This is a genomic window from Enterococcus cecorum DSM 20682 = ATCC 43198 (assembly GCF_000407565.1).
Classification (GTDB): Bacteria; Bacillota; Bacilli; order Lactobacillales; family Enterococcaceae; genus Enterococcus_E; species Enterococcus_E cecorum.
In genome coordinates this window covers 679,738-699,395 of record NZ_ASWI01000004.1, presented here as the reverse complement: position 1 = coordinate 699,395, position 19,658 = coordinate 679,738, and the positions used below count along the sequence as shown (strand labels likewise).

17 protein-coding genes are annotated in these 19,658 nt (G+C 37.3%); 2 read left to right on the top strand and 15 right to left on the bottom strand.

All coding sequences use genetic code 11. The features are described from left to right. Window positions 1-9: 9 nt before the first annotated feature. The 11 genes from I567_RS09380 to I567_RS09335 all read right to left on the bottom strand — a co-directional run bounded on the left by I567_RS09380 (window position 10) and on the right by I567_RS09335 (window position 13,863). Entirely contained in the window at window positions 10-663 is a 654-nt protein-coding gene (locus I567_RS09380; RefSeq protein WP_016251988.1) for a GntR family transcriptional regulator, read from the bottom strand. Between the two features lie 168 nt (window positions 664-831). Beyond that, the gene (locus tag I567_RS09375; protein ID WP_016251987.1) at window positions 832-1,857 is read right to left on the bottom strand and encodes a diacylglycerol kinase; all 1,026 of its coding nucleotides are present in this window, start codon (window positions 1,855-1,857) and stop codon (window positions 832-834) included. Window positions 1,858-1,867: 10 nt separating this feature from the next. Then, window positions 1,868-3,298: an Asp-tRNA(Asn)/Glu-tRNA(Gln) amidotransferase subunit GatB gene (gene gatB, locus I567_RS09370; protein ID WP_016251986.1), complete on the bottom strand. Its 1,431-nt coding sequence runs from the start codon at window positions 3,296-3,298 to the stop codon at window positions 1,868-1,870. Then, complete coding sequence (gene gatA, locus I567_RS09365) at window positions 3,298-4,767, bottom strand: Asp-tRNA(Asn)/Glu-tRNA(Gln) amidotransferase subunit GatA (protein WP_016251985.1); 1,470 nt, start codon at window positions 4,765-4,767, stop codon at window positions 3,298-3,300. Before gatA ends, gatB begins: the two co-directional genes overlap by 1 nt. Continuing rightward, window positions 4,767-5,072 carry an Asp-tRNA(Asn)/Glu-tRNA(Gln) amidotransferase subunit GatC gene (gatC, locus tag I567_RS09360; protein ID WP_016251984.1) on the bottom strand — a complete coding sequence of 102 codons (306 nt, stop codon included), beginning with the start codon at window positions 5,070-5,072 and terminating at the stop codon, window positions 4,767-4,769. Before gatC ends, gatA begins: the two co-directional genes overlap by 1 nt. A gap of 181 nt (window positions 5,073-5,253) precedes the next feature. Then, on the bottom strand, window positions 5,254-7,263 hold the full coding sequence (ligA, locus tag I567_RS09355) for an NAD-dependent DNA ligase LigA (protein ID WP_016251983.1): 2,010 nt from the start codon (window positions 7,261-7,263) through the stop codon (window positions 5,254-5,256). 15 nt (window positions 7,264-7,278) lie between these two features. After that, window positions 7,279-9,639 (bottom strand): DNA helicase PcrA, encoded by a 2,361-nt coding sequence (pcrA, locus tag I567_RS09350; protein WP_016251982.1) that lies wholly within the window; start codon window positions 9,637-9,639, stop codon window positions 7,279-7,281. Between the two features lie 325 nt (window positions 9,640-9,964). Further along, window positions 9,965-10,099, bottom strand: coding sequence for a hypothetical protein (locus I567_RS13050; RefSeq protein ID WP_016251981.1), 135 nt, complete (start codon window positions 10,097-10,099; stop codon window positions 9,965-9,967). A 128-nt stretch (window positions 10,100-10,227) separates the two neighbouring features. Beyond that, window positions 10,228-12,174 carry a PTS fructose transporter subunit IIABC gene (locus tag I567_RS09345; protein ID WP_016251980.1) on the bottom strand — a complete coding sequence of 649 codons (1,947 nt, stop codon included), beginning with the start codon at window positions 12,172-12,174 and terminating at the stop codon, window positions 10,228-10,230. 25 nt (window positions 12,175-12,199) lie between these two features. Then, window positions 12,200-13,111 (bottom strand): 1-phosphofructokinase, encoded by a 912-nt coding sequence (pfkB, locus tag I567_RS09340; protein WP_016251979.1) that lies wholly within the window; start codon window positions 13,109-13,111, stop codon window positions 12,200-12,202. Beyond that, window positions 13,108-13,863 carry a DeoR/GlpR family DNA-binding transcription regulator gene (locus tag I567_RS09335; RefSeq protein ID WP_016251978.1) on the bottom strand — a complete coding sequence of 252 codons (756 nt, stop codon included), beginning with the start codon at window positions 13,861-13,863 and terminating at the stop codon, window positions 13,108-13,110. The genes pfkB and I567_RS09335 overlap by 4 nt, the downstream gene beginning before the upstream one ends. Window positions 13,864-14,103: 240 nt before the next feature. Between I567_RS09335 and I567_RS09330 the strand changes: the two genes are divergently transcribed. Further along, entirely contained in the window at window positions 14,104-15,012 is a 909-nt protein-coding gene (locus I567_RS09330) for a magnesium transporter CorA family protein (protein ID WP_016251977.1), read from the top strand. Window positions 15,013-15,066: 54 nt separating this feature from the next. Continuing rightward, a complete protein-coding gene (locus I567_RS12790) occupies window positions 15,067-15,225 on the top strand; it encodes an SPJ_0845 family protein (RefSeq protein ID WP_016251976.1) in 159 nt (52 codons plus the stop codon). A gap of 358 nt (window positions 15,226-15,583) precedes the next feature. Here I567_RS12790 and yihA read toward each other — a convergent pair whose 3' ends face one another. From yihA to tig, 4 genes are all read right to left on the bottom strand, one after another. Continuing rightward, on the bottom strand, window positions 15,584-16,177 hold the full coding sequence (yihA, locus tag I567_RS09325; RefSeq protein WP_016251974.1) for a ribosome biogenesis GTP-binding protein YihA/YsxC: 594 nt from the start codon (window positions 16,175-16,177) through the stop codon (window positions 15,584-15,586). Window positions 16,178-16,249: 72 nt separating this feature from the next. Continuing rightward, entirely contained in the window at window positions 16,250-17,491 is a 1,242-nt protein-coding gene (gene clpX, locus I567_RS09320; RefSeq protein WP_016251973.1) for an ATP-dependent Clp protease ATP-binding subunit ClpX, read from the bottom strand. Window positions 17,492-17,622: 131 nt separating this feature from the next. Next, window positions 17,623-18,126 (bottom strand): COG2426 family protein, encoded by a 504-nt coding sequence (locus I567_RS09315; protein ID WP_016251972.1) that lies wholly within the window; start codon window positions 18,124-18,126, stop codon window positions 17,623-17,625. Between the two features lie 160 nt (window positions 18,127-18,286). Further along, a complete protein-coding gene (tig, locus tag I567_RS09310; RefSeq protein ID WP_016251971.1) occupies window positions 18,287-19,567 on the bottom strand; it encodes a trigger factor in 1,281 nt (426 codons plus the stop codon). Between the last annotated feature and the right edge of the window lie 91 nt (window positions 19,568-19,658).

Here is a 19,658-nt window from a genome sequence, read left to right as displayed (position 1 = left end):
TTTTTATGTTTATCCCTCTTTTCCAGTCTCTCCTGTAAATAATAATTCCATCATTTGTTTTGCTTGATCATCACCAATATAATAAACGATATCTCCCACTTCAATCGTTAATACTGGTCCCGGGGATAAAATCATTTCCTCACCACGTTTGACAGCCATAATGGTCGCTTTGGTACGATGCCATAGATTTAACTGTCCGACTGTTTGTCCTAATTCTTTAAAAGCCTCTGTGACAACTAATTCAAACGGTACTAAGGTCAAACTATCCTGCGTGCGGCGTGATTCAGTTTCCAATTTACCGATTAATTCAAGAGTCGTTTGTAATTCTTCTTGTTGACGCTTAATACTTTCTCGCAATTCCTGTTTGGTTTGCGTTAATTGTTTGAGGTTTTGTGAACGAGCAATGAAGGCACTGGCTTTTTCCTTTGATCGTACATAAACACCACTCCCATGAATCACTTCGACAATCTCCAAGTCTGCCAATAGATTCACCGCTTTACGGGCAGTTTCTGGTGAGACCCCAAAGTTTGAAGCAATTGTCGTGCGTGATCGAATTTTTTCGCCAAGTGGATATTTTCCATCGACAATCCTTTGTGCTACCATTAAAGCAATTTCATGGTATCTTGATTCAGTACGTTTAGGCTTATTTTTTGTTGTTTGCATAATTACATCCTTCAGTTCTATTACTAATATTATGTCTTTATTTTACCATTTTTAAAACTAAAAAAAAACATCCACTATGACAATTCATTTAAAGCCAATTCAAAAATTCAAATAAAAAAACTCTTCCAAATATGCCCTAAGTAATGCATGCTTGAAAGAGTGCTTTTTTTATCCAATTTTATTGTCGCCATCGATATCTTCGTCATTTAATTTCTCGACTTCTTTGATAAAGTCTTGGCTAATTTCTTCATATGCTTCCTCTTCACCAATCACGGCTTTATCAGGAATATCATCAAGGTTGGCAAAGAATTCGATATGATTTTTTAGATTTCTAAAGGTCATCGGCGCATCGCCACCATATTCCCCATCTAAATTAATCATCAATTGTTTGCCATCTTCAGATGTATGTACCTTTAAATAACTTGTTTTGGCATAAATGATTCGTGGGTCATCGACATGTTTTCCCCCATTTAAGACCAAACCGATTAAATGCAGAATTTCTAAAATGTTAGCGGTTTTAACGATAATCAAGGTGAAATTGCCATCATCTAGCTTAGCATCTGGGACGATTTGTTCAAAACCACCTACCGAATTGGTTAAGGCTAAGAAAAACATCGAAGCATTTCCTTGATATTCACCACCATCATATTCTAAATGCATTTTAATTGGTTTAATTTGTGGCAAGAGTTCGGCCCCTTTGACTAAATAAGCCAAATAACCAAAAATGCTCTTTAATTCAGAAGGTACCTCATAAGTTAATTCAGTTAAGTGCCCTCCTGCTGCAATATTGATAAAATAGTCACGATCTGTTTGACCGATATCCATTTTGACTGTTTGGTTTTTGATAATCACTTCAGCTGCGGCCTTGATGTTGCCTCGAGGGATTTTCAGTGCTCGGGCATAATCATTGGTCGTACCTGCAGGGATAATTGCCATTTTCGGACGATTTTCCAAAGGAGCAATCCCATTGACCACTTCATTAATTGTACCATCGCCACCAGCAGCGACCACTAAATCGAAGCCAGACTCACCTGCGCGTCTGGCTTCGTTTTTTGCAGAGTCTGGCTCTGGAGTGGTTGCATAGGCACTTGCTTCATATCCCGCTTGCTCTAAACATTCTAAAATATCCGCTAAATTGCGTTTTAGAGTTTCTTTTCCGGAAGTTGGATTATATATCACACGTGCTCTTTTCATAACTTTTCCTCTAACGTTTACCTAATTCTTGTTTTAATAATTGGTTAACCACACCTGGGTTGGCTTGACCTTTCGTTGCTTTCATAATTTGACCAACTAAGAAACCAACGGCACGATCTTTACCATTCTTGAAGTCTTCAATAGATTGTGCGTTGTTATCTAATACTTCATTGATGATTGGTAATAATTGTGCTGGGTCAGATAATTGAATCAACCCTTTTTCTTTCACAATAACCTTAGGATCGCCACCATTTTTCATTAACTCTTGGAAGACTTTCTTCGCAATCTTAGAAGAAATCGTGCCATCCACAATTAATTGAATCATGCCGGCTAAGCTTTCTGGCGTTAGTTTGCTTTGATTTAATTCTAGTTTTTCACTATTTAAGTAAGCAGATACTTCACCCATTAACCAGTTAGAAGCTAATTTCGCATCAGCACCATTTTCAATCGTTGCGTCAAAGAAATCAGACATTTCCTTCGTTTGCGTTAAGACCATCGCATCATATTCTGGTAATTCCAATTCATTGATGTAACGTTCACGGCGTTTAGCTGGCATTTCTGGCAAGCTTTGACGCACACGTTCAATCCATGCATCGTCAATTTCAAAACGAGGAATATCTGGCTCTGGGAAATAACGATAATCAGATGAACCTTCTTTGACACGCATTAAAATGGTAGTATTTGTTTTTTCATCAAAGCGACGAGTTTCTTGTTTAATTTCGCCACCTGATAATAAGACTTTAGCTTGGCGTTTTTCTTCATAAGCTAAACCTTTTTTAACAAAGGTCATAGAGTTTAAGTTCTTCAATTCTGTCTTGGTACCGAATTCTTCTTGACCATATGGACGTAAGGAGATATTGGCATCACAACGCATCGAACCTTCTTCCATCTTCACATCAGATACTTCAGTAAATTGGATGATCGAACGCAAGGCTTCAAGATAGGCATAGGCTTCTTCTGGTGAACGCATATCCGCTTCAGACACAATTTCAATTAATGGGGTGCCTTGACGGTTTAAGTCAACATAAGAATACCCTTCGTTACCGTGCATGTTTTTACCCGCATCTTCTTCTAAATGCACACGTTCAATGCGGATTTTTTTCTTTTTCCCTTCGACTTCGATTTCAATCCATCCATCATGGCCGATTGGTTGGTCGAACTGAGAAATTTGGTAAGCTTTTGGATTATCAGGATAGAAATAGTTTTTGCGGTCAAAATGTGTATGTTGACTAATTTCACAGTTTAACGCTAAAGCAGCTTTCATCCCGAATTCCAAAGCACGTTTATTCATTACTGGTAACACACCTGGATAGCCCCAGTCAATGACGTTGGTATTGCTATTTGGTTCTGCCCCGAAATGCGCTGGAGCAGGTGAGAAAATTTTAGAGTCCGTTTTTAATTCAACGTGGACTTCAAGCCCGATGACTGTTTCAAAATTCATTAGTTCGCGCCTCCTAAAATGACTGGTTTTTTCGTATGGAAGTCAGTTGCTTGCTCAAATGCTGCCGCTGCTTGATACATGGTTGCTTCGTCGAAATGTTTACCAATAATTTGTAAGCCGACTGGTAATCCTTCGCTAAAGCCACATGGCACTGACATACCAGGTAGACCCGCTAAGTTCACAGGAATGGTTAGGACGTCACTTAAATACATGGTAATTGGGTCATTGATATTTTCACCCAAACCATAAGCAACGGTAGGTGAAGCTGGACCAATGATTAAATCATAGTTCGCAAAAACATTCTCAAAATCTTGTTTGATTAATGTACGAACTTGTCCGGCTTTTTTGAAGTATGCATCGTAATAACCTGCTGAAAGTGAGAAAGTCCCTAACATGATACGGCGTTTGACTTCTGTACCAAAACCTTCACTTCTTGAGTTAACATAAACATCTTCTAAGTTTGAGATATTTTCAGAACGGTAACCATAACGAATACCATCAAAACGTTGTAAGTTTGAACTCGCTTCAGATGAGGCAATAATATAGTAAACAGCTACTCCATATTTTGAGTGTGGTAAGCTGACTTCTTCTACCGTCGCACCTAATGCACGGAAAGTATCAGCTGCTTTTAAGATAGCTTCTTTAACACCCGGTTGGATTCCTTCCCCTAAGTATTCTTTTGGTAAAGCAATCTTCATGCCTTTGACAGACTGACCAATTTTCGCTGTAAAGTCAGGCACAGAAACCCCAGCAGAAGTGCCGTCTTTTGGATCATAACCACTAATCGCATTTAAAGTTAAGGCATTATCTTTTACATTACGAGTCAATGGTCCAATTTGGTCTAGAGATGACGCAAAGGCAATCAAACCAAAACGAGACACGCGACCATAAGTTGGTTTCATACCGACGATTCCGTTAAAGGCTGCTGGTTGACGGATAGAACCACCTGTATCAGAACCTAATGAAACAGGAACTTGACCGGCTGCGACACTAGCTGCAGAACCACCTGAAGAACCTCCAGGAACTTTGGTGTGATCCCAGGCATTGGTTGTTTTCTTGAAATGAGAAGTTTCGGTACTACCACCCATCGCAAATTCATCCATGTTTAATTTACCCACAGGAATCATATCTGCTTGGTATACTTTTTCCATGACAGTCGCATCATAAATTGGATCAAAGTTGTAAAGAATTTTAGAAGCTGCAGTTGTGCGCAAATCTTTCGTTACAATATTATCTTTAATCCCGATTGGAAGTCCTGCTAAAACATTGCCTTCACTGATGCCTTTTTCGTCTAACGCTTTGGCCATTTCTAAAGCTTTTTCTTCGTTTAAAGTAATGAATGAACCCATGGTGTCTTCCGTTTCTTTAATACGGTCAAAAGTCGCTTGGGTTAAATCTTGCGCTGAAATTTCTTTTGAGACTAATAGGGCATGTAATTGTTCTAATGATTGATCATATAATTTCGTCATTATGCACCGGCCTCCCCGTTATCAATAATTGCTGGCACCTTGATAAAGCCATTTTCACTTTCAGGTACATTTCGTAATAATTCTTCACGGTCAAAACCTGGTTGTGCCACATCTTCACGCATCACATTGACAGTTTCGATGACGTTAGAAGTAAAAGGAACACCCGTAGTATCCACTTCTTCTAATAACTCAACCATATCGATAATCTTCCCTAATTGAGTCGTAAATTCATGTAATTCTTCATCTGGAAAGGCTAGTTTCGCCAACTTAGCGACATGTTTTACTTGTTCTTCACTAATCGCCATAATCTTCCTCCTATTTTTCACAGACCTTTTGTTAGTTCCGTTCATTTTCTATCTATACTTGGATATTGTAACATTTAATTGAAAATCATCCTAGTTAATTCAGAAATCTTTTTAAACATTTTTTCAAAAAAGTCACATTTTCTGAAAATAATTTGTAAAATAGCACAATTTCTTCACTCTTTTAGTCTGCGAGTGCTTCAACCATTTGTTCTTCGCTCCAAACTTCAATGCCTAAACTTTGAGCTTTGGTTAATTTACTACCAGCATCTGCCCCGGCAATCACTAAATCTGTTTTTTTCGATACCGAACCCGTGACTTTGCCCCCTAAGCTTTCAATTTTGGCTTTGGCTTCATCGCGCGTATAAGTTGTTAATTTACCGGTTAAGACAATGGTTTTATCTTTAAATGGTGACTCGACACTGGCTAACTGCGCTTGGGTAACACCAAGATAGCGCAAGTTCACGCCCGCTGCTTTTAGTTCTGCTAATAGTTCATGGACTTCATCATTGGCAAAGTAAGTCGTTAAGCTATTGGCAATCGTTTCACCCATGGTATGCAAGTTTAAGATATCTTCGGCTTTGGCTTGGCTTAAGTTTTCAATGGTTTCATAGTGCTCTAACAAGATTTTTGCAGCTTTAGCCCCAACATGTCGGATGCCTAAGCCAAATAATAAACGCTCTGCAGAATTCGCCTTACTTGCTTCAATCGCATGTAGTAAATTATTGGCTGATTTTTCTTTGACTTTATCTAAAGTTAATAACTGTTCTTGGGTTAAATAATATAAATCCGCGACATCTTTCACCAATTCTTTTTCATACATTTGCTCAATAACTTTCGGACCTAAGCCATCGATATTCATCGCCTGTCTAGAAACAAAGTGACTCAAACCTTCTTTCATTTGGGCACTACATTTAGGATTGATACAGCGCAGCGCCACTTCCTCTTCTAAGTGGACCAATTCACTGCCACATACTGGACAATGCGTTGGTTTAGGATAAGCGGTACTTGATGCCTCACGCTTTTCGACAATGGCATGGTCGACTTCTGGAATGATATCGCCCGCTTTGTAAATAAGCACATGGTCATTTATGCGTAAATCTTTTGCCTCGATATAATCCATATTATGCAGACTTGCTCGACTGACAGTAGTCCCTGCCACTACCACGGGATCCATCACTGCAGTTGGTGTCACAACGCCAGTACGTCCCACCGTCCACTCAATTTCACGAATCACCGTTTCAGCTTCTTCAGGTGGAAATTTATAAGCAATGGCCCAACGTGGAGCTTTAACAGTAAAGCCTAATTCATCTTGTAAGTTTAAATCGTTGACCTTAATGACAATCCCATCAATTTCATAAGGTAAGTCCGCACGCTTTTCATGATATTCCGTAATATATTCCCAAATTTCATCGACAGTTTGGCAGATACGACGGTTTGGATTAATCTTAAAACCTAAACGATCCAACGCTTGCAAGGCCTCTTCTTGCGTGGCGACTTCTAAAGGACCAAATTCCGCTACTGTATATAAAAAAGTACTTAAATTGCGTTGTGCAGTAACTTTGGTATCCAATTGACGGAGACTTCCTGCCGCAGCGTTTCTAGGATTAGCAAATGTATCTAATCCCTCTTGTTCACGTGCTTCATTTAATTTCATAAAGCTTTCTTTTGGCATATAGCATTCGCCACGGACTTCAATTGAGATAGGTTCTGGTAAAGTCATCGGAATGGAGCGAACAGTTTTCAGATTTTCGGTAATATTTTCACCGACACTACCATCCCCACGAGTGGCACCACGTACAAAGCGGCCATTTTCATAGCGCAAAGAAATAGACAAGCCATCAATCTTTAGCTCACATTCGTAACTATAATTGTGGTGGCCTAGTGCTTTTGCCACCCGTGCATCAAAGGCTTCAAGCTCTTCCTTACTGAACGCATCATTTAAGCTATAAAGCGGCACCTCATGCACAGCTTTTTCAAATCCGTCTAAGATTACGCCGCCAACACGCTGAGTAGGCGAATCTGGCGTAATACTTTCAGGATATTGGGTTTCTAATTGGACAAGTTCTTGATAAAGTTTGTCATATTCACTATCTAACACTTTTGGTTGATCTTTGACATAATAGAAATAAGCATATTCATTCAACGTTTTTTGCAAGTTTTTGATTTTTGCTAATGCTTGGTCTTTTTCCATGATTTTCTTCCATTCTTATATTTTTTCAATTGGGGCAAAACTAGCTAAAAGTCGTTTAATTCCTTGACCAGTAAAGGCAATATCTAATTCATAATCCCCATTATTTTCATGTACCTTCACCACAGTTCCAACTCCCCATTTTTTATGATTGACTTTATCACCAGCTTGCCAAGAAACATTGGCTTTTGGTGTAGCCGTATTGGGGAAGGTCTTTTTCGCAATTGTTTGGTACTGTGGTTTTTGGTAACTAGGACGATTTTGCGTTTGACCATAAGTACGATTACCATAAGTACTGCTTGATTTGGCACTACTTTGGTTTTGACGACTCTTCATAAAATCAGCAGCCGACATTCCTTGGCCAAAGGAGGCTTTAAACTCGTCACCTGATTGTAATTGACGTTTGGCATAAGTACCAATTGGCTCAAGTAATCCTTCCTCAATCTCATCGACAAAGCGTGAAGGTCGATTAAATTGGGTACGACCATAAATCGTTCGTGAAATTGCATTGGTAATATACAACTCTTCTTCAGCTCGGGTAATTCCTACATAGGCTAAGCGACGTTCTTCTTCCATGTCTGCTTCATCATCATTGGCACGCAATAACGGGAATAACCCTTCTTCCATTCCCACTAAAAAGACAATCGGAAATTCCAATCCTTTTGCTGCATGAAGTGTCATGAGTGTCACTTGACTTGTCTCTTCTTCTAAACTATCAATATCAGACACTAAAGCCAAATCATTTAAGAATAAACTTAATTTTTCATCATCTTCTACATTTTCGTATTCTGGTGACTGCGCAAATTGTTGATCAAAGGCTTGTGTTACGGTTAAGAATTCATTTAAGTTGTCAATTCTGGCATTGGCTTCAATCGTGTTTTCATTTTTCAAAGCTTCTAGATAACCAGTTTTCGCTAAAATTTCTTCCGTGAGTTCGGTAATCGATAAGTACGATTGCATCTTCGCAAAGCCATCCATCATTTCCCCAAACTTAGCTAATTCTTTGGCAGCTTTTCCTGAAACATTGGATAAAGCCACACTTTCGCAAGCCTCTAGCATCGACATCCCATGTAATTGCGCAAAGTCTCGAAATTTTTCCACTGATGTCGCACCAATCCCTCGTTTTGGCACATTAACCACACGTGCAAAGCTAATCGAATCTTGTGGGTTAGCAATCATCGCTAAGTAAGCTAAAATATCACGAATTTCTTTACGCTCATAGAATTTTTGACCGCCAACCATTTTATAAGGAATACTTGATTTCAATAACATTTCTTCGACCACACGTGACTGTGCATTGGTTCGATATAAAATCGCAAAATCGCCATAGTTTTTCCCTTGCCTTTGGATATGGTCATTGATTTCTTTGACGATAAACTGAGCTTCATGACGTTCATTATCACCACGGTAATATTGGATTTTCTCACCAGTTTCATTTTCGGTCCATAAGTTTTTCTTCTTGCGGTTTACATTGTTTTCGATAACTTGATTAGCCGCTTTTAGAATATTTTTTGTTGAGCGATAATTTTGTTCCAGTAGTATCACTTGGGCATCAGGGTAATCTTTTTCAAAATCCAAAATATTTTGCATATCGGCCCCACGCCAACCATAAATACTTTGGTCTGCATCCCCAACGACACAAATATTTTGAAAGCCACGCGCCAACATATTCACCAATAAATATTGTGCATGGTTGGTATCTTGATACTCATCGACATGAATATATTGGAATTTATTTTGATAGTGACGTAGCGTATCTGGTGATTGACGGAATAACTCAATGGTATTCATAATTAAATCATCAAAGTCCATACATTGATTTTCACGCAATACATCTTGATAGCGGGCATAACATTTGGCCACCGTCTGTTTGAAATAATCGGTCCCAGCTAAACTTGCGTAATCATCTGCTGTTTGCATGGCATTTTTCGCGTTACTAATCGCTGCGATAATCCCACGCGGCTCATGTTTTTTCGGATCTAGGTTTAACTCTTTAACAATCCGCTTCATCAAGGCAAGCTGTTCTGAACTATCTAAAATCGTAAAATTACGCGAATAGCCAATCGTTTCAACTTCTCGGCGTAAAATACGTACACACATCGAGTGGAATGTTGAAATCCAAACACTTTCAGCTACATCTCCTAATAACTGATGAATACGTTCTTTCATTTCACGTGCGGCCTTATTGGTAAAGGTAATCGCTAAAATATTCCAAGGATTTACGTAACATTCTTCAATTAAATAAGCCACGCGATGAGTCAACACCCGTGTCTTCCCACTTCCTGCACCAGCCATTAATAATAGTGGGCCTTGAGTAGTCGTCACGGCTTGGCTCTGACGTGGATTCATTCCATTAAGTAACGGGCTATTTACTGACATTGACAACATCCTTTTCATTTAGTTTCAATCTTTTTCATTATACCACGAATACACGTTCTATTAAATGCGAACACCAAAAAAAGCCCACGAATTTTCCGCGGGCTGGGATAATAACTATACAAAACATACTATCTAAAAGTAATCTCGTCAAAACAATATCAAAATCCGATGTCCGGACATTAATGGGATTTTATTTTGTCGTTGAGTAACCGTTCATATTTTTTGATTAAATCTAGAATCTGATTAAAATAATCCATCTTTGAATGAAAGAAAGAAACAGTCATCTGCGCTAAAAAAGAATCGCTAATGCCGCAATGGACTTCACTTATAAGCTGGCCTCTTTATGAATGAATTGGTTAATAATCACACCTTCTGCATAAGGTGTTAAAATTTCAAAACTTCCCATACACAAAAATAAAAACACTTGCAACCCAACAACCTTTTTATCAATTAATTTCATTTTCCATCTCCTAATTTTTGTTATCTTTAAATTATCATCTAAACCTAAACCAGTCAATAAAAAATGCCTAGCGCAGGGAAAGGCTAGGCATAAGGTGAAATATATATTATTTTTTGGCTAAACGTAAATTAGTCGACTTTCTTTTTCAATGCACCGAATAGTAAACCTGAAACGATTGCACCGATTAAGATAAAGGCTAAGTATAATAATGGTTTAGATACTAACAAGATTACGAAGATACCACCGTGTGGGGCCATTAATTTAATACCAGTTAAACCAACTAAAGCACCCGCAACTGCAGAACCTGCCATGAAACTTGGAATCGCGCGAATTGGGTCAGCAGCCGCAAATGGAATAGCACCTTCTGTAATGAATGAAAGACCCATAACGATATTTGATAAACCAGCTTCTCGTTCTTGTTTTGTAAATTTGTCTTTAAATAATAATGTTGCGATAAATACGGCAATTGGAGGAACCATACCACCAGCCATAACAGCCGCCATAATTACTGAACCACCTGTAGCCACAGAAGCAGCTAAGGTACCAGTACCAAAGACATAAGCCGCTTTGTTGAAAGGACCACCCATATCGATAGCCATCATACCACCTAAGACAAGTCCCATCAAGACAGCTGAACTACCAGATAAACCTTCAAGGAAGTTATTTAAGCCTGTGTTGATAGCAGCCATTGGAATGTTTACGAATAGCATCAAGAATCCAGTGATACATACACCAAATAATGGATATAAAAGAATTGATTTGATACCATCAAGTGAACGAGGTAGACCTGCTAATAGTTTTCTCAAGACTAAGATTACACCACCAGCTAAGAAACCACCGACTAATGCACCTAAGAATCCAGAAGGCACACCTGCTAGAGCTAAAGTTTTTTCACCACCAGCAGCAAATGGTACTTTACCCCAAGCTAAACCACTTGAAGCGATTGAACCAGCAACGAAACCTGCGACTAAACCTGGTTTTTCAGCAATAGAAAATGCGATATATCCAGCTAAGATTGGTAGCATGAAACCAAATGCCACGCCCCCAATATTTTTAAATAGAGAGGAAATTTCATGATAAGTACCTAAATTACTTAATTGATCTTTTGGCACACCCATGATGTTATCAAGTAAGAAGGCAATCGCAATCATGATACCGCCACCGATAACGAACGGAAGCATTTGTGATACACCGGCCATTAAGTGTTTATAAAACGCAGCACCTAAGCCTTGTTTTGAATCACTTGCAGTTTCAACGGCACCTTCACCGTTTGATTGATAAACTTCAGCTTTTTCATCTAAAATAATTTGAATTAATTCTTCTGATTTTTTGATTCCATCAGCTACTGGACGGCTTAAAACACGTTTACCAGCAAAACGAGGCATTTCTACTGATTTATCAGCTGCAATAATTACCCCTTTCGCACGAGCAATCTCATCAGCAGTCAAACGGTTTGCAACCCCTGAAGCACCATTTGTTTCAACTTTGATATCAACACCCATTTTTTCAGCAGTTTGTTTTAATTTATCTTCTGCCATGTATGTATGAGCGATACCTGTAGGACAAGCTGTTACCGCGACGATAAATGGACGATCTTCGCTTACTTTTTCTTCATGTTTTTCTTCTGATTCTTCAGCAAATAAAGCACGTACTTCATCAGGTGTAGAGGCTTGTTTTAAGCTTGCAACAAAATCAGCATCGACTAACTTACGTGAAAGTGCGGCTAACGCTTGTAAGTGAGTATCATTTGCTCCATCTGGTGCCGCAATCATAAAGAATAGATAAGTTGGTTGACCATCTAATGCTTCATAATCCACACCTGCTTGGCTTTTAGCAAACAATACCGTTGCTTCCTTAACCGCTGCATTTTTGGCATGAGGCATTGCAATTCCATCACCTAGACCCGTAGATGTTTGGGCTTCACGAGCTAAGATACCATCTTTAAAAGTTTTAACATCAGAGATACGGCCAACTTGGTATAATTTTTCGACCATTTCATCAATCGCAGCCTGTTTCGTAGTTGCTTTTAAATCCATGATCATTGCGTCTTTAATCAATAAATCCGTAATTTTCATTTTAATCCTCCTAGATTTTTATAGATTATAGTTTTGTAATATTTACTTCTGGCAATAATTCTTGAATAAATTCACCGGTTGCTAAATCATCTGAAAAAGCCGTAGCACTTCCGCATGCAACGCCCCATTTGAAACTTTCAACGGGATCTTGCGTTTTAGAATATTCGCCAATAAAACCTGCAATCATTGAATCTCCTGCACCTACAGAGTTTTTCAATTCACGTTTTAAGACATTGGTTTGATAGACGCCTTGTTGGGTAAATAATAAAGCACCATCGCCAGCCATTGAAATAATTACGTTTTGGGCACCATCAGCTAACATTTTCTTACCATAAGTAATGATGTCATCCAATCCGCTGAATGTTGTATTGTATAATTCAGCTAATTCATGATTGTTTGGCTTCACTAATAATGGTTTTTTAGGAAGTGCGGCTAAAAGGTCTGCACCTGTCGTATCAATGACGAAATCAGCTTCTTTATCTTTAATAATTTCAATAAGTTCTTGATAAAATCCTTGTGATAATCCTGCAGGTAAACTACCAGCTAAAACAACAATATCCCCTTTGCCCACCTTAGATAAAGAGGCTTTTAACTCGCTAATTTCTTCATCAGTTAAAACAGGACCTTGACCATTAATTTCAGTTTCTTCACCTGCCTTCAATTTAATGTTGATTCGAGTGTCTGATTGAATAGTTGTGAAATTTGTCGAAATCTCTTCTTCATTCAAGCAATCCTCGATAAATTTACCAGTAAATCCACCTAAGAAACCTAATGCTGTACTTTGTGCATCAATACGCTTTAAAATACGCGAAACATTAATCCCTTTACCACCGGGAAATTTATCATCACTTGTCATACGGTTCACACTACCAATTTCAAGTGAATCAACTCGTACAATATAGTCAATGGATGGATTTAAAGTCATTGTGTAAATCATGATGAAACCTCCGTAATTCTTGTTTGCAATTGCATTTTTTTGATGATTTCTTTTGGTGCTTTACTTGTAATAATTTCTGCTTGCGTTAAATCTGCAACATGCGTAAAAGCTGTTTGCTGAAATTTTGAACCATCAAGTAAAACAAAAGACATCTGACTTTGCGCAATTGCAAGTTTCTTAATTATCGCTTCTTCTGGATCGGGTGTCGTAAAGCCATTTTCTAGATGCGCCCCATTCATCCCCATGAAAGCTTTATTAAAACGAAATTGCTGTAACTGAGTTGCTGTAGAGAAACCTGTGATGGCATTGGTTGATAATTTTATCGTGCCACCTAAAATAACTGTTTCGATATTTTTTTCAACTAACAAGGCTGCATGCTTAACTGAATTCGCAACGACTTTAATCCCTAAATCTGGCTCAATAAATGGGATCATCGCCATTGTAGAAGTGCCAGCATCCAAGTAAATGACATCTTTTGGTTTGATCAAATTCGCAGCATAACGTCCAATCGCTAACTTCTCATCATGGAACTTTGCTTCTTTTTCCATCATGTTGGCTTCGAAGTTTAATTGTTGCTTCTTCTTAGCCCCACCATGTACCCGAATTAATAGTCCTTGATTCTCCAAATGTTGTAAATCACGACGAATTGTTGACTCAGAGGCTTCTAAAGGTTCAATTAATTCAGCAATAGTGATGATGTCATTTTCTTCCAAAGTGGATAGAATCCTTTGTTGGCGTTCATCTGTAAGCATTTACACTCACCTCCCACGAATGTATAGTATCATACTCATATCAATAAATCAATCATAAACGAGCAAAAAACTCCAAAAATAATCATATTGGAAGCGGTTTTAAGATAGACTTCTTTCAAAATCAAGCATTTTTACTTCGATTTCCGTCAAATAAATAATAAAAATTTTTATGATTAGTTGTCAAAGTAGCTTTCTCGTGCTAAATTAATGTAGGAATTTTTTAAACGCGAGGTGACAATCATGATTGAAACAATAGAATTTGGAAAAAACTATCATTGGATTATCTTGCACGCTGATTTTTTAACCAATGATACTACCGATTATCAAACGCTAGGCTTAGATGAGGAAACAATCACCTATGCTCTTGACCGCTATGAACGTGCACATACCGAATATCAAACGGATACAGATACTTTCACGATTATTTATAATGTTTTGAAACGCACCAAAGAAGAAAATCACTATGAAACTATTCCTATTACATTTATCGCGAAGAAACAGCAATTATTTACCATTTATAATGATGATAATGCGTATATTATTGATTTGATGAAAAAATATTTAGCCTATAATAATCAAATAAGCGTGGTAAAATTTTTATTTGTCGGATTATTTTTAATTTCTGAATCATACTTTCCATATATTGAAGCTTTAGATAAAAAACAAGAAGAGGTCAGTCGTAAATTACGCGAAAAGATTACCAAATCTGATTTATTAACACTTTCTGATATTGCGACTGGTATGATTTATCTTGTCGCCGCAACGAATCAAAATACGATTTTACTAGAGCAAATCAAAGGACAAATCATCTATAAACAATTTGATAAGATTGAACGCGAACAATATGTTGATTCCTTAATCGAGGCCAAACAGCTATCCAGTATGACACAATTAAATTCCGAAATCATCCAACAATTATATAGTACGTATGATAATATTTTGAATAATAATTTAAATGATCATATGTCCGTTTTAACTGTGCTCTCCATCTTTTTAGCGATTAGTGCTACCGTTACTGGATTTTTTGGAATGAATGTGACTTTACCGATTAAGAATTCACCGTATGCTTGGTTAGTGATTATCGGCATCTGTCTTGTTCTTTGTCTAATTTATGCCTTGATTTTACGTATTATTTTATGGAAAAAATGATGCACTTTGCAAAAAGGTTTGATACAATAAAGGAAATGAGTCGAGGTGAGGAAAATGGGCTTAAAATTTCAAAAAGATGATTTTTTAGAAAAGAAGTTAGAAGAATTTATTGTTTTTCCAAATGATTTTAAAGAAAAGAAAGAAGAAGTCGATATCGAACGCTTTTTAAATCCTAAACCTAAAACTGAGAAAAAAGAAAAAGCAGACAAATAAACGAAACGAGGAAGCCTAAATTGGATTGGCTTCCTCGTTTTAAATATTTGATACGGTAGGCGACTTAAATGTGTTTTTTCGGTAATTGCACCAACTTCTTGCTCACAAGGAAATTCAAACATTGCTTAAATCAGCTCTTGACGTATTTCATCCCCAATAGCCGCAAGTAAATCCGCTAAATCTGTAAATTCTTGTTGTATTCTATGTAACTCTGTTTGTTTGTCCATACGATCTACCCCTTATTCTTTCGTTGAATAAATTAAACCATAAACCGTTTAAAATGCAACGAAAAGCGTGATTGGGAAAGAAAATCGAGACGAATAAAAAAGAGCATGGATAGATCCACACTCTTAGATACTTATTCACTTAAACCGCTTAATGCTTCGATAGCCTGCCAAGCTTCTTCTTTTCCTTGTTTCGTCACTGATGAGAAAACAATAAAGGTATCCTCTTTTTCAAATTCCAGTGCTTTTTTAATCATGCTTTCGTGTTTATTCCATTTACCACGAGGAATTTTATCGGCCTTTGTCGCAACCACGATAACTGGAATTTCATAATACTTCAAAAATTGATACATTTGAATATCATCTTGTGTCGGTTCATGACGCATATCGATTAATGATACCACCGCTCTTAACTGTTCTCGTTGTGTTAAGTAGGTTTCGATCATTTTTCCCCATTTTGCACGTTCAGTTTTTGAAACTTTTGCATACCCATAGCCTGGTACATCGACAAAATGCAAGCAATTTTCAATCAAATAAAAATTAAGTGTCTGGGTTTTCCCTGGTTTAGAGGACGTTCTTGCTAAGTTTTTGCGGTCAATTAGCGTATTAATAAATGAACTCTTTCCCACATTGGAACGTCCTGCCAAAGCGATTTCTGGTAGGTTGGTATCCGGATATTGTTTGGGCGCCACTGCACTAATAACAATTTCAGCTGAATGAACTTTCATCACTTCATCCCTTTCTAAATTACATCTCTAAAAAATAGAGGCTGACAGTCTTGCCAACCTCATATTGCACATTTATCCAGCTTTTTGTTTGGAATAAATGATCTTTGGTTTTCCTTCTTCTAGAGCAGCTTCTTTGGTGATAATCACTTTTTCAATCGTATCATCAGAAGGAATCTCAAACATGACATCAAGCATAATGCCTTCAATAATCGAACGTAAGCCACGTGCGCCAGTATTACGTTCAATCGCTTTTTTGGCAATGGCTTCTAGCGCTTCGTGTTCGAATTCTAATTCTGTATGATCTAGTGCAAGTAATTTTTGATATTGCTTCACTAAGGCATTTTTTGGCTCAGTTAAGATACGAACCAAATCATCCACCGTAAGTTTTTCCAATGCTGTCATGACTGGTAAACGTCCGATAAATTCAGGAATCAAACCGAATTTTAGCAAATCTTCTGGAATAATATGTTGCATGATACTTTCATTTTCATTGAATTTCTTGTTTGAAGTACCAAATCCAATCGTCTTTTCACCCATTCGATTTTTGACTATTGTTTCAATGCCATCAAAAGCACCACCAACGATGAACAAAATATTTGTCGTATCAATTTGAATCATTTCCTGATGAGGATGTTTACGACCACCTTGAGGAGGAACAGAAGCAACTGTCCCTTCTAAAATTTTAAGCAAGGCCTGTTGTACCCCTTCACCAGAAACATCACGGGTAATTGAGACATTTTCGCTCTTTCTGGCAATTTTATCAATTTCATCAATATAGATAATCCCACGTTGGGCACGCTCAACATTAAAATCTGCTGCTTGTAATAATTTTAGCAGGATATTTTCAACATCTTCACCGACATATCCAGCTTCTGTTAGACTTGTCGCATCAGCAATAGCAAATGGCACATCGATGGTACGTGCTAAAGTTTGCGCTAAGAAAGTCTTACCTGATCCAGTTGGGCCGATTAAACAGATATTGCTCTTTTGTAATTCCACTTCATCATCATAGCTTTCCATCGCATTGATTCGTTTATAATGATTGTATACAGCAACTGATAAAGCACGTTTGGCAAAATCTTGACCCACAACATACTCATTTAATACTTCCAAGATTTCCTTTGGTTTAGGTACATCTGTAAATTCGCGTACTACTTCTTCATAAAAATCTTCGTCGATAATTTCTTTACATAATTCGACACATTCGTTACATATATATACTCCTGGTCCAGCTACAATTTTGCGTACTTCATCTTGTGATTTTCCACAAAAAGAACACCGAACCGTATCGTGACTATGTTGGTTATCACTCATGGATTAACAACACCCCTTTAAAAAACTATGTAGCATTAAATGGCTATATAAAAATATTATCATAAATGCTTTGAAATAAAAAGTAAGAGTACTTATATTTCAAAGCATTTAGCCATTTATCGATATTTAAATTAGAATCCAAACACTCCTGGCAATAGATAAGTTAGACTAAGCATAATACAGCAAGCCGTTATAATTCCTAGGCCAATAGGTAGTATACATTTTTTAGGAGATAAACCTAAAAGTGCAGCAATTAATGCACCTGTCCATGCACCTGTACCTGGCAGAGGAATCGCAACAAATAAGTAAATCCCTAACAACACACTATTTGGATATTTTTCGGTTAACTCTTTTCCTTTACGTCGTCCTTTTTCAGTAATCGCTTTGGCAAACTTTTTAATCGGACCTTTTACTGAAAGATAATCTAAAATCTTTTCAATAAATAAAATGATAAAAGGAATAGGAATAAAATTAGCGATTACACAAATTATACTTGCTTTTAACCAAGGAACACCAAGTAATGAGGCTGCAATTAAGCCCCCACGTAATTCTAAAATCGGTAAAAGCGAGATAATAAAGATAATGATTTCCGGACTTAAGACATGTTTTAACGTATCGATAACTGATTGTACCATTTGATCCCCCAAATAATAAAGATAATCCTATTATGCTTGATATACTTAAAAAAGCGAATGAAAGAAACCTGTTTTAAATAAATCTTAAAATTTACATGAAGAAGGCGGAAAAATACTGATAAACCCTCTTACCGTATTTTCCGCCTAACGAGTCTTATGATTAAGCTTCAACAGCTGTAGAAGTTACTAAATCAATAGCTTTCTTCATAGTAATATCGTGTGAAAGCATATCAGTAGTTAATAAACGTTTTACTTGATCTACAGGCATATTGTAAGTTTCTGCTAATTCAGCAATTTCTTTTTCAATTTCTTCTTCTGTAGCTTCTAAGTTTTCAGCTTTCACGATTGCTTCGATTACAAGATTTGTTTTCACACGTAATTCAGCATCTTGTTCGAATTGTTTGTGAAGGTCAGCTTCAGTAGAGTTAGTTAATTGATAGTACATTTCTGGAGAGATTCCTTGACGTTGCATATTGTTTAAGAATTCATCCATTGCACGATGTACTTCATCATGAACCATAACGTGTGGTAACTCAACCACTTCTGCATTTTCAACAGCTTTACGTAAAGCTTCATCATGAACAGCTTCTTGCGCTTGGCTTGCTTTAGTTGCAGTTAATTCTTCACGGATTTTAGCTTTTAATTCGTCTAAAGTTTCAACTTCATCGTCGACATCTTTAGCAAATTCGTCATCTAATTCTGGTAATTCTTTTTCTTTAACTTCGTGTACTTTTACTTTGAAGATAGCTTCTTGACCAGCTAAATCTACAGCTTGGTAATCTTCAGGGAATGTTACTTTCACTTCCACATCATCACCAGCTTTAGCACCAACTAATTGATCTTCAAAACTAGGAATGAATGAACCTGAACCTAATTCAAGTGAGTAGTTTTCACCTTTTCCGCCTTCAAAAGCAACACCGTCCTTGAATCCTTCAAAGTCGATAACTACTGTGTCACCTTCTTTAGCAGCTTCTTCAACAACTACTAATTCAGCTTGTTGATTACGTTTTTGATTTAAACGTTCTTCAACGTCAGCATCAGTTACTTCACGTTCTTGTTTAGCAACTGTTAAGTTTTTGTATTCACCTAATTTTACTTCAGGTTTTACTGTTACTTCAGCAGTGATTACCCAATCTTGACCTTTTTCCATGCTTTTTACATCGATTTTTGGTTGCGCAACAACGTCTAAACCAGCTTCAGCCACAGCAGCATCGTAAGCTTTTGGTAAAACAGCATTTAAAGCATCTTCATAAAGCGCTTCTTCACCAAACATACGGTTAAATACTTGACGAGTCACTTTCCCTTTACGGAATCCAGGTACATTTAGATTCCCTTTTACTTTGTTAAATGCGATTGTTAATCCTTGTTGAATTTCTTCTTGAGGAATTGAAAACGTTAGCACACCTTCGTTAGTGGCTGTTTTTTCAAATGTTGCAGTCATATATTTCCCTCCGATTTTATCTTTACATTTTTGATGAATATGATTCATGCATACCTTTAAATATTACACTAACCACGCAAAATTGTAAACC

Bases quoted from the DNA above. Each gene is read 5' to 3' on its own strand.
- I567_RS09380 (WP_016251988.1), bottom strand. From the start codon at position 663: ATGCAAACAACAAAAAATAAGCCTAAACGTACTGAATCAAGATACCAT.
- I567_RS09375 (WP_016251987.1), bottom strand. From the start codon at position 1,857: ATGAAAAGAGCACGTGTGATATATAATCCAACTTCCGGAAAAGAAACT.
- gatB (WP_016251986.1), bottom strand. From the start codon at position 3,298: ATGAATTTTGAAACAGTCATCGGGCTTGAAGTCCACGTTGAATTAAAA.
- gatA (WP_016251985.1), bottom strand. From the start codon at position 4,767: ATGACGAAATTATATGATCAATCATTAGAACAATTACATGCCCTATTA.
- gatC (WP_016251984.1), bottom strand. From the start codon at position 5,072: ATGGCGATTAGTGAAGAACAAGTAAAACATGTCGCTAAGTTGGCGAAA.
- ligA (WP_016251983.1), bottom strand. From the start codon at position 7,263: ATGGAAAAAGACCAAGCATTAGCAAAAATCAAAAACTTGCAAAAAACG.
- pcrA (WP_016251982.1), bottom strand. From the start codon at position 9,639: ATGTCAGTAAATAGCCCGTTACTTAATGGAATGAATCCACGTCAGAGC.
- I567_RS13050 (WP_016251981.1), bottom strand. From the start codon at position 10,099: ATGAAATTAATTGATAAAAAGGTTGTTGGGTTGCAAGTGTTTTTATTT.
- I567_RS09345 (WP_016251980.1), bottom strand. From the start codon at position 12,174: ATGAAAATTACGGATTTATTGATTAAAGACGCAATGATCATGGATTTA.
- pfkB (WP_016251979.1), bottom strand. From the start codon at position 13,111: ATGATTTACACAATGACTTTAAATCCATCCATTGACTATATTGTACGA.
- I567_RS09335 (WP_016251978.1), bottom strand. From the start codon at position 13,863: ATGCTTACAGATGAACGCCAACAAAGGATTCTATCCACTTTGGAAGAA.
- I567_RS09330 (WP_016251977.1), top strand. From the start codon at position 14,104: ATGATTGAAACAATAGAATTTGGAAAAAACTATCATTGGATTATCTTG.
- I567_RS12790 (WP_016251976.1), top strand. From the start codon at position 15,067: ATGGGCTTAAAATTTCAAAAAGATGATTTTTTAGAAAAGAAGTTAGAA.
- yihA (WP_016251974.1), bottom strand. From the start codon at position 16,177: ATGAAAGTTCATTCAGCTGAAATTGTTATTAGTGCAGTGGCGCCCAAA.
- clpX (WP_016251973.1), bottom strand. From the start codon at position 17,491: ATGAGTGATAACCAACATAGTCACGATACGGTTCGGTGTTCTTTTTGT.
- I567_RS09315 (WP_016251972.1), bottom strand. From the start codon at position 18,126: ATGGTACAATCAGTTATCGATACGTTAAAACATGTCTTAAGTCCGGAA.
- tig (WP_016251971.1), bottom strand. From the start codon at position 19,567: ATGACTGCAACATTTGAAAAAACAGCCACTAACGAAGGTGTGCTAACG.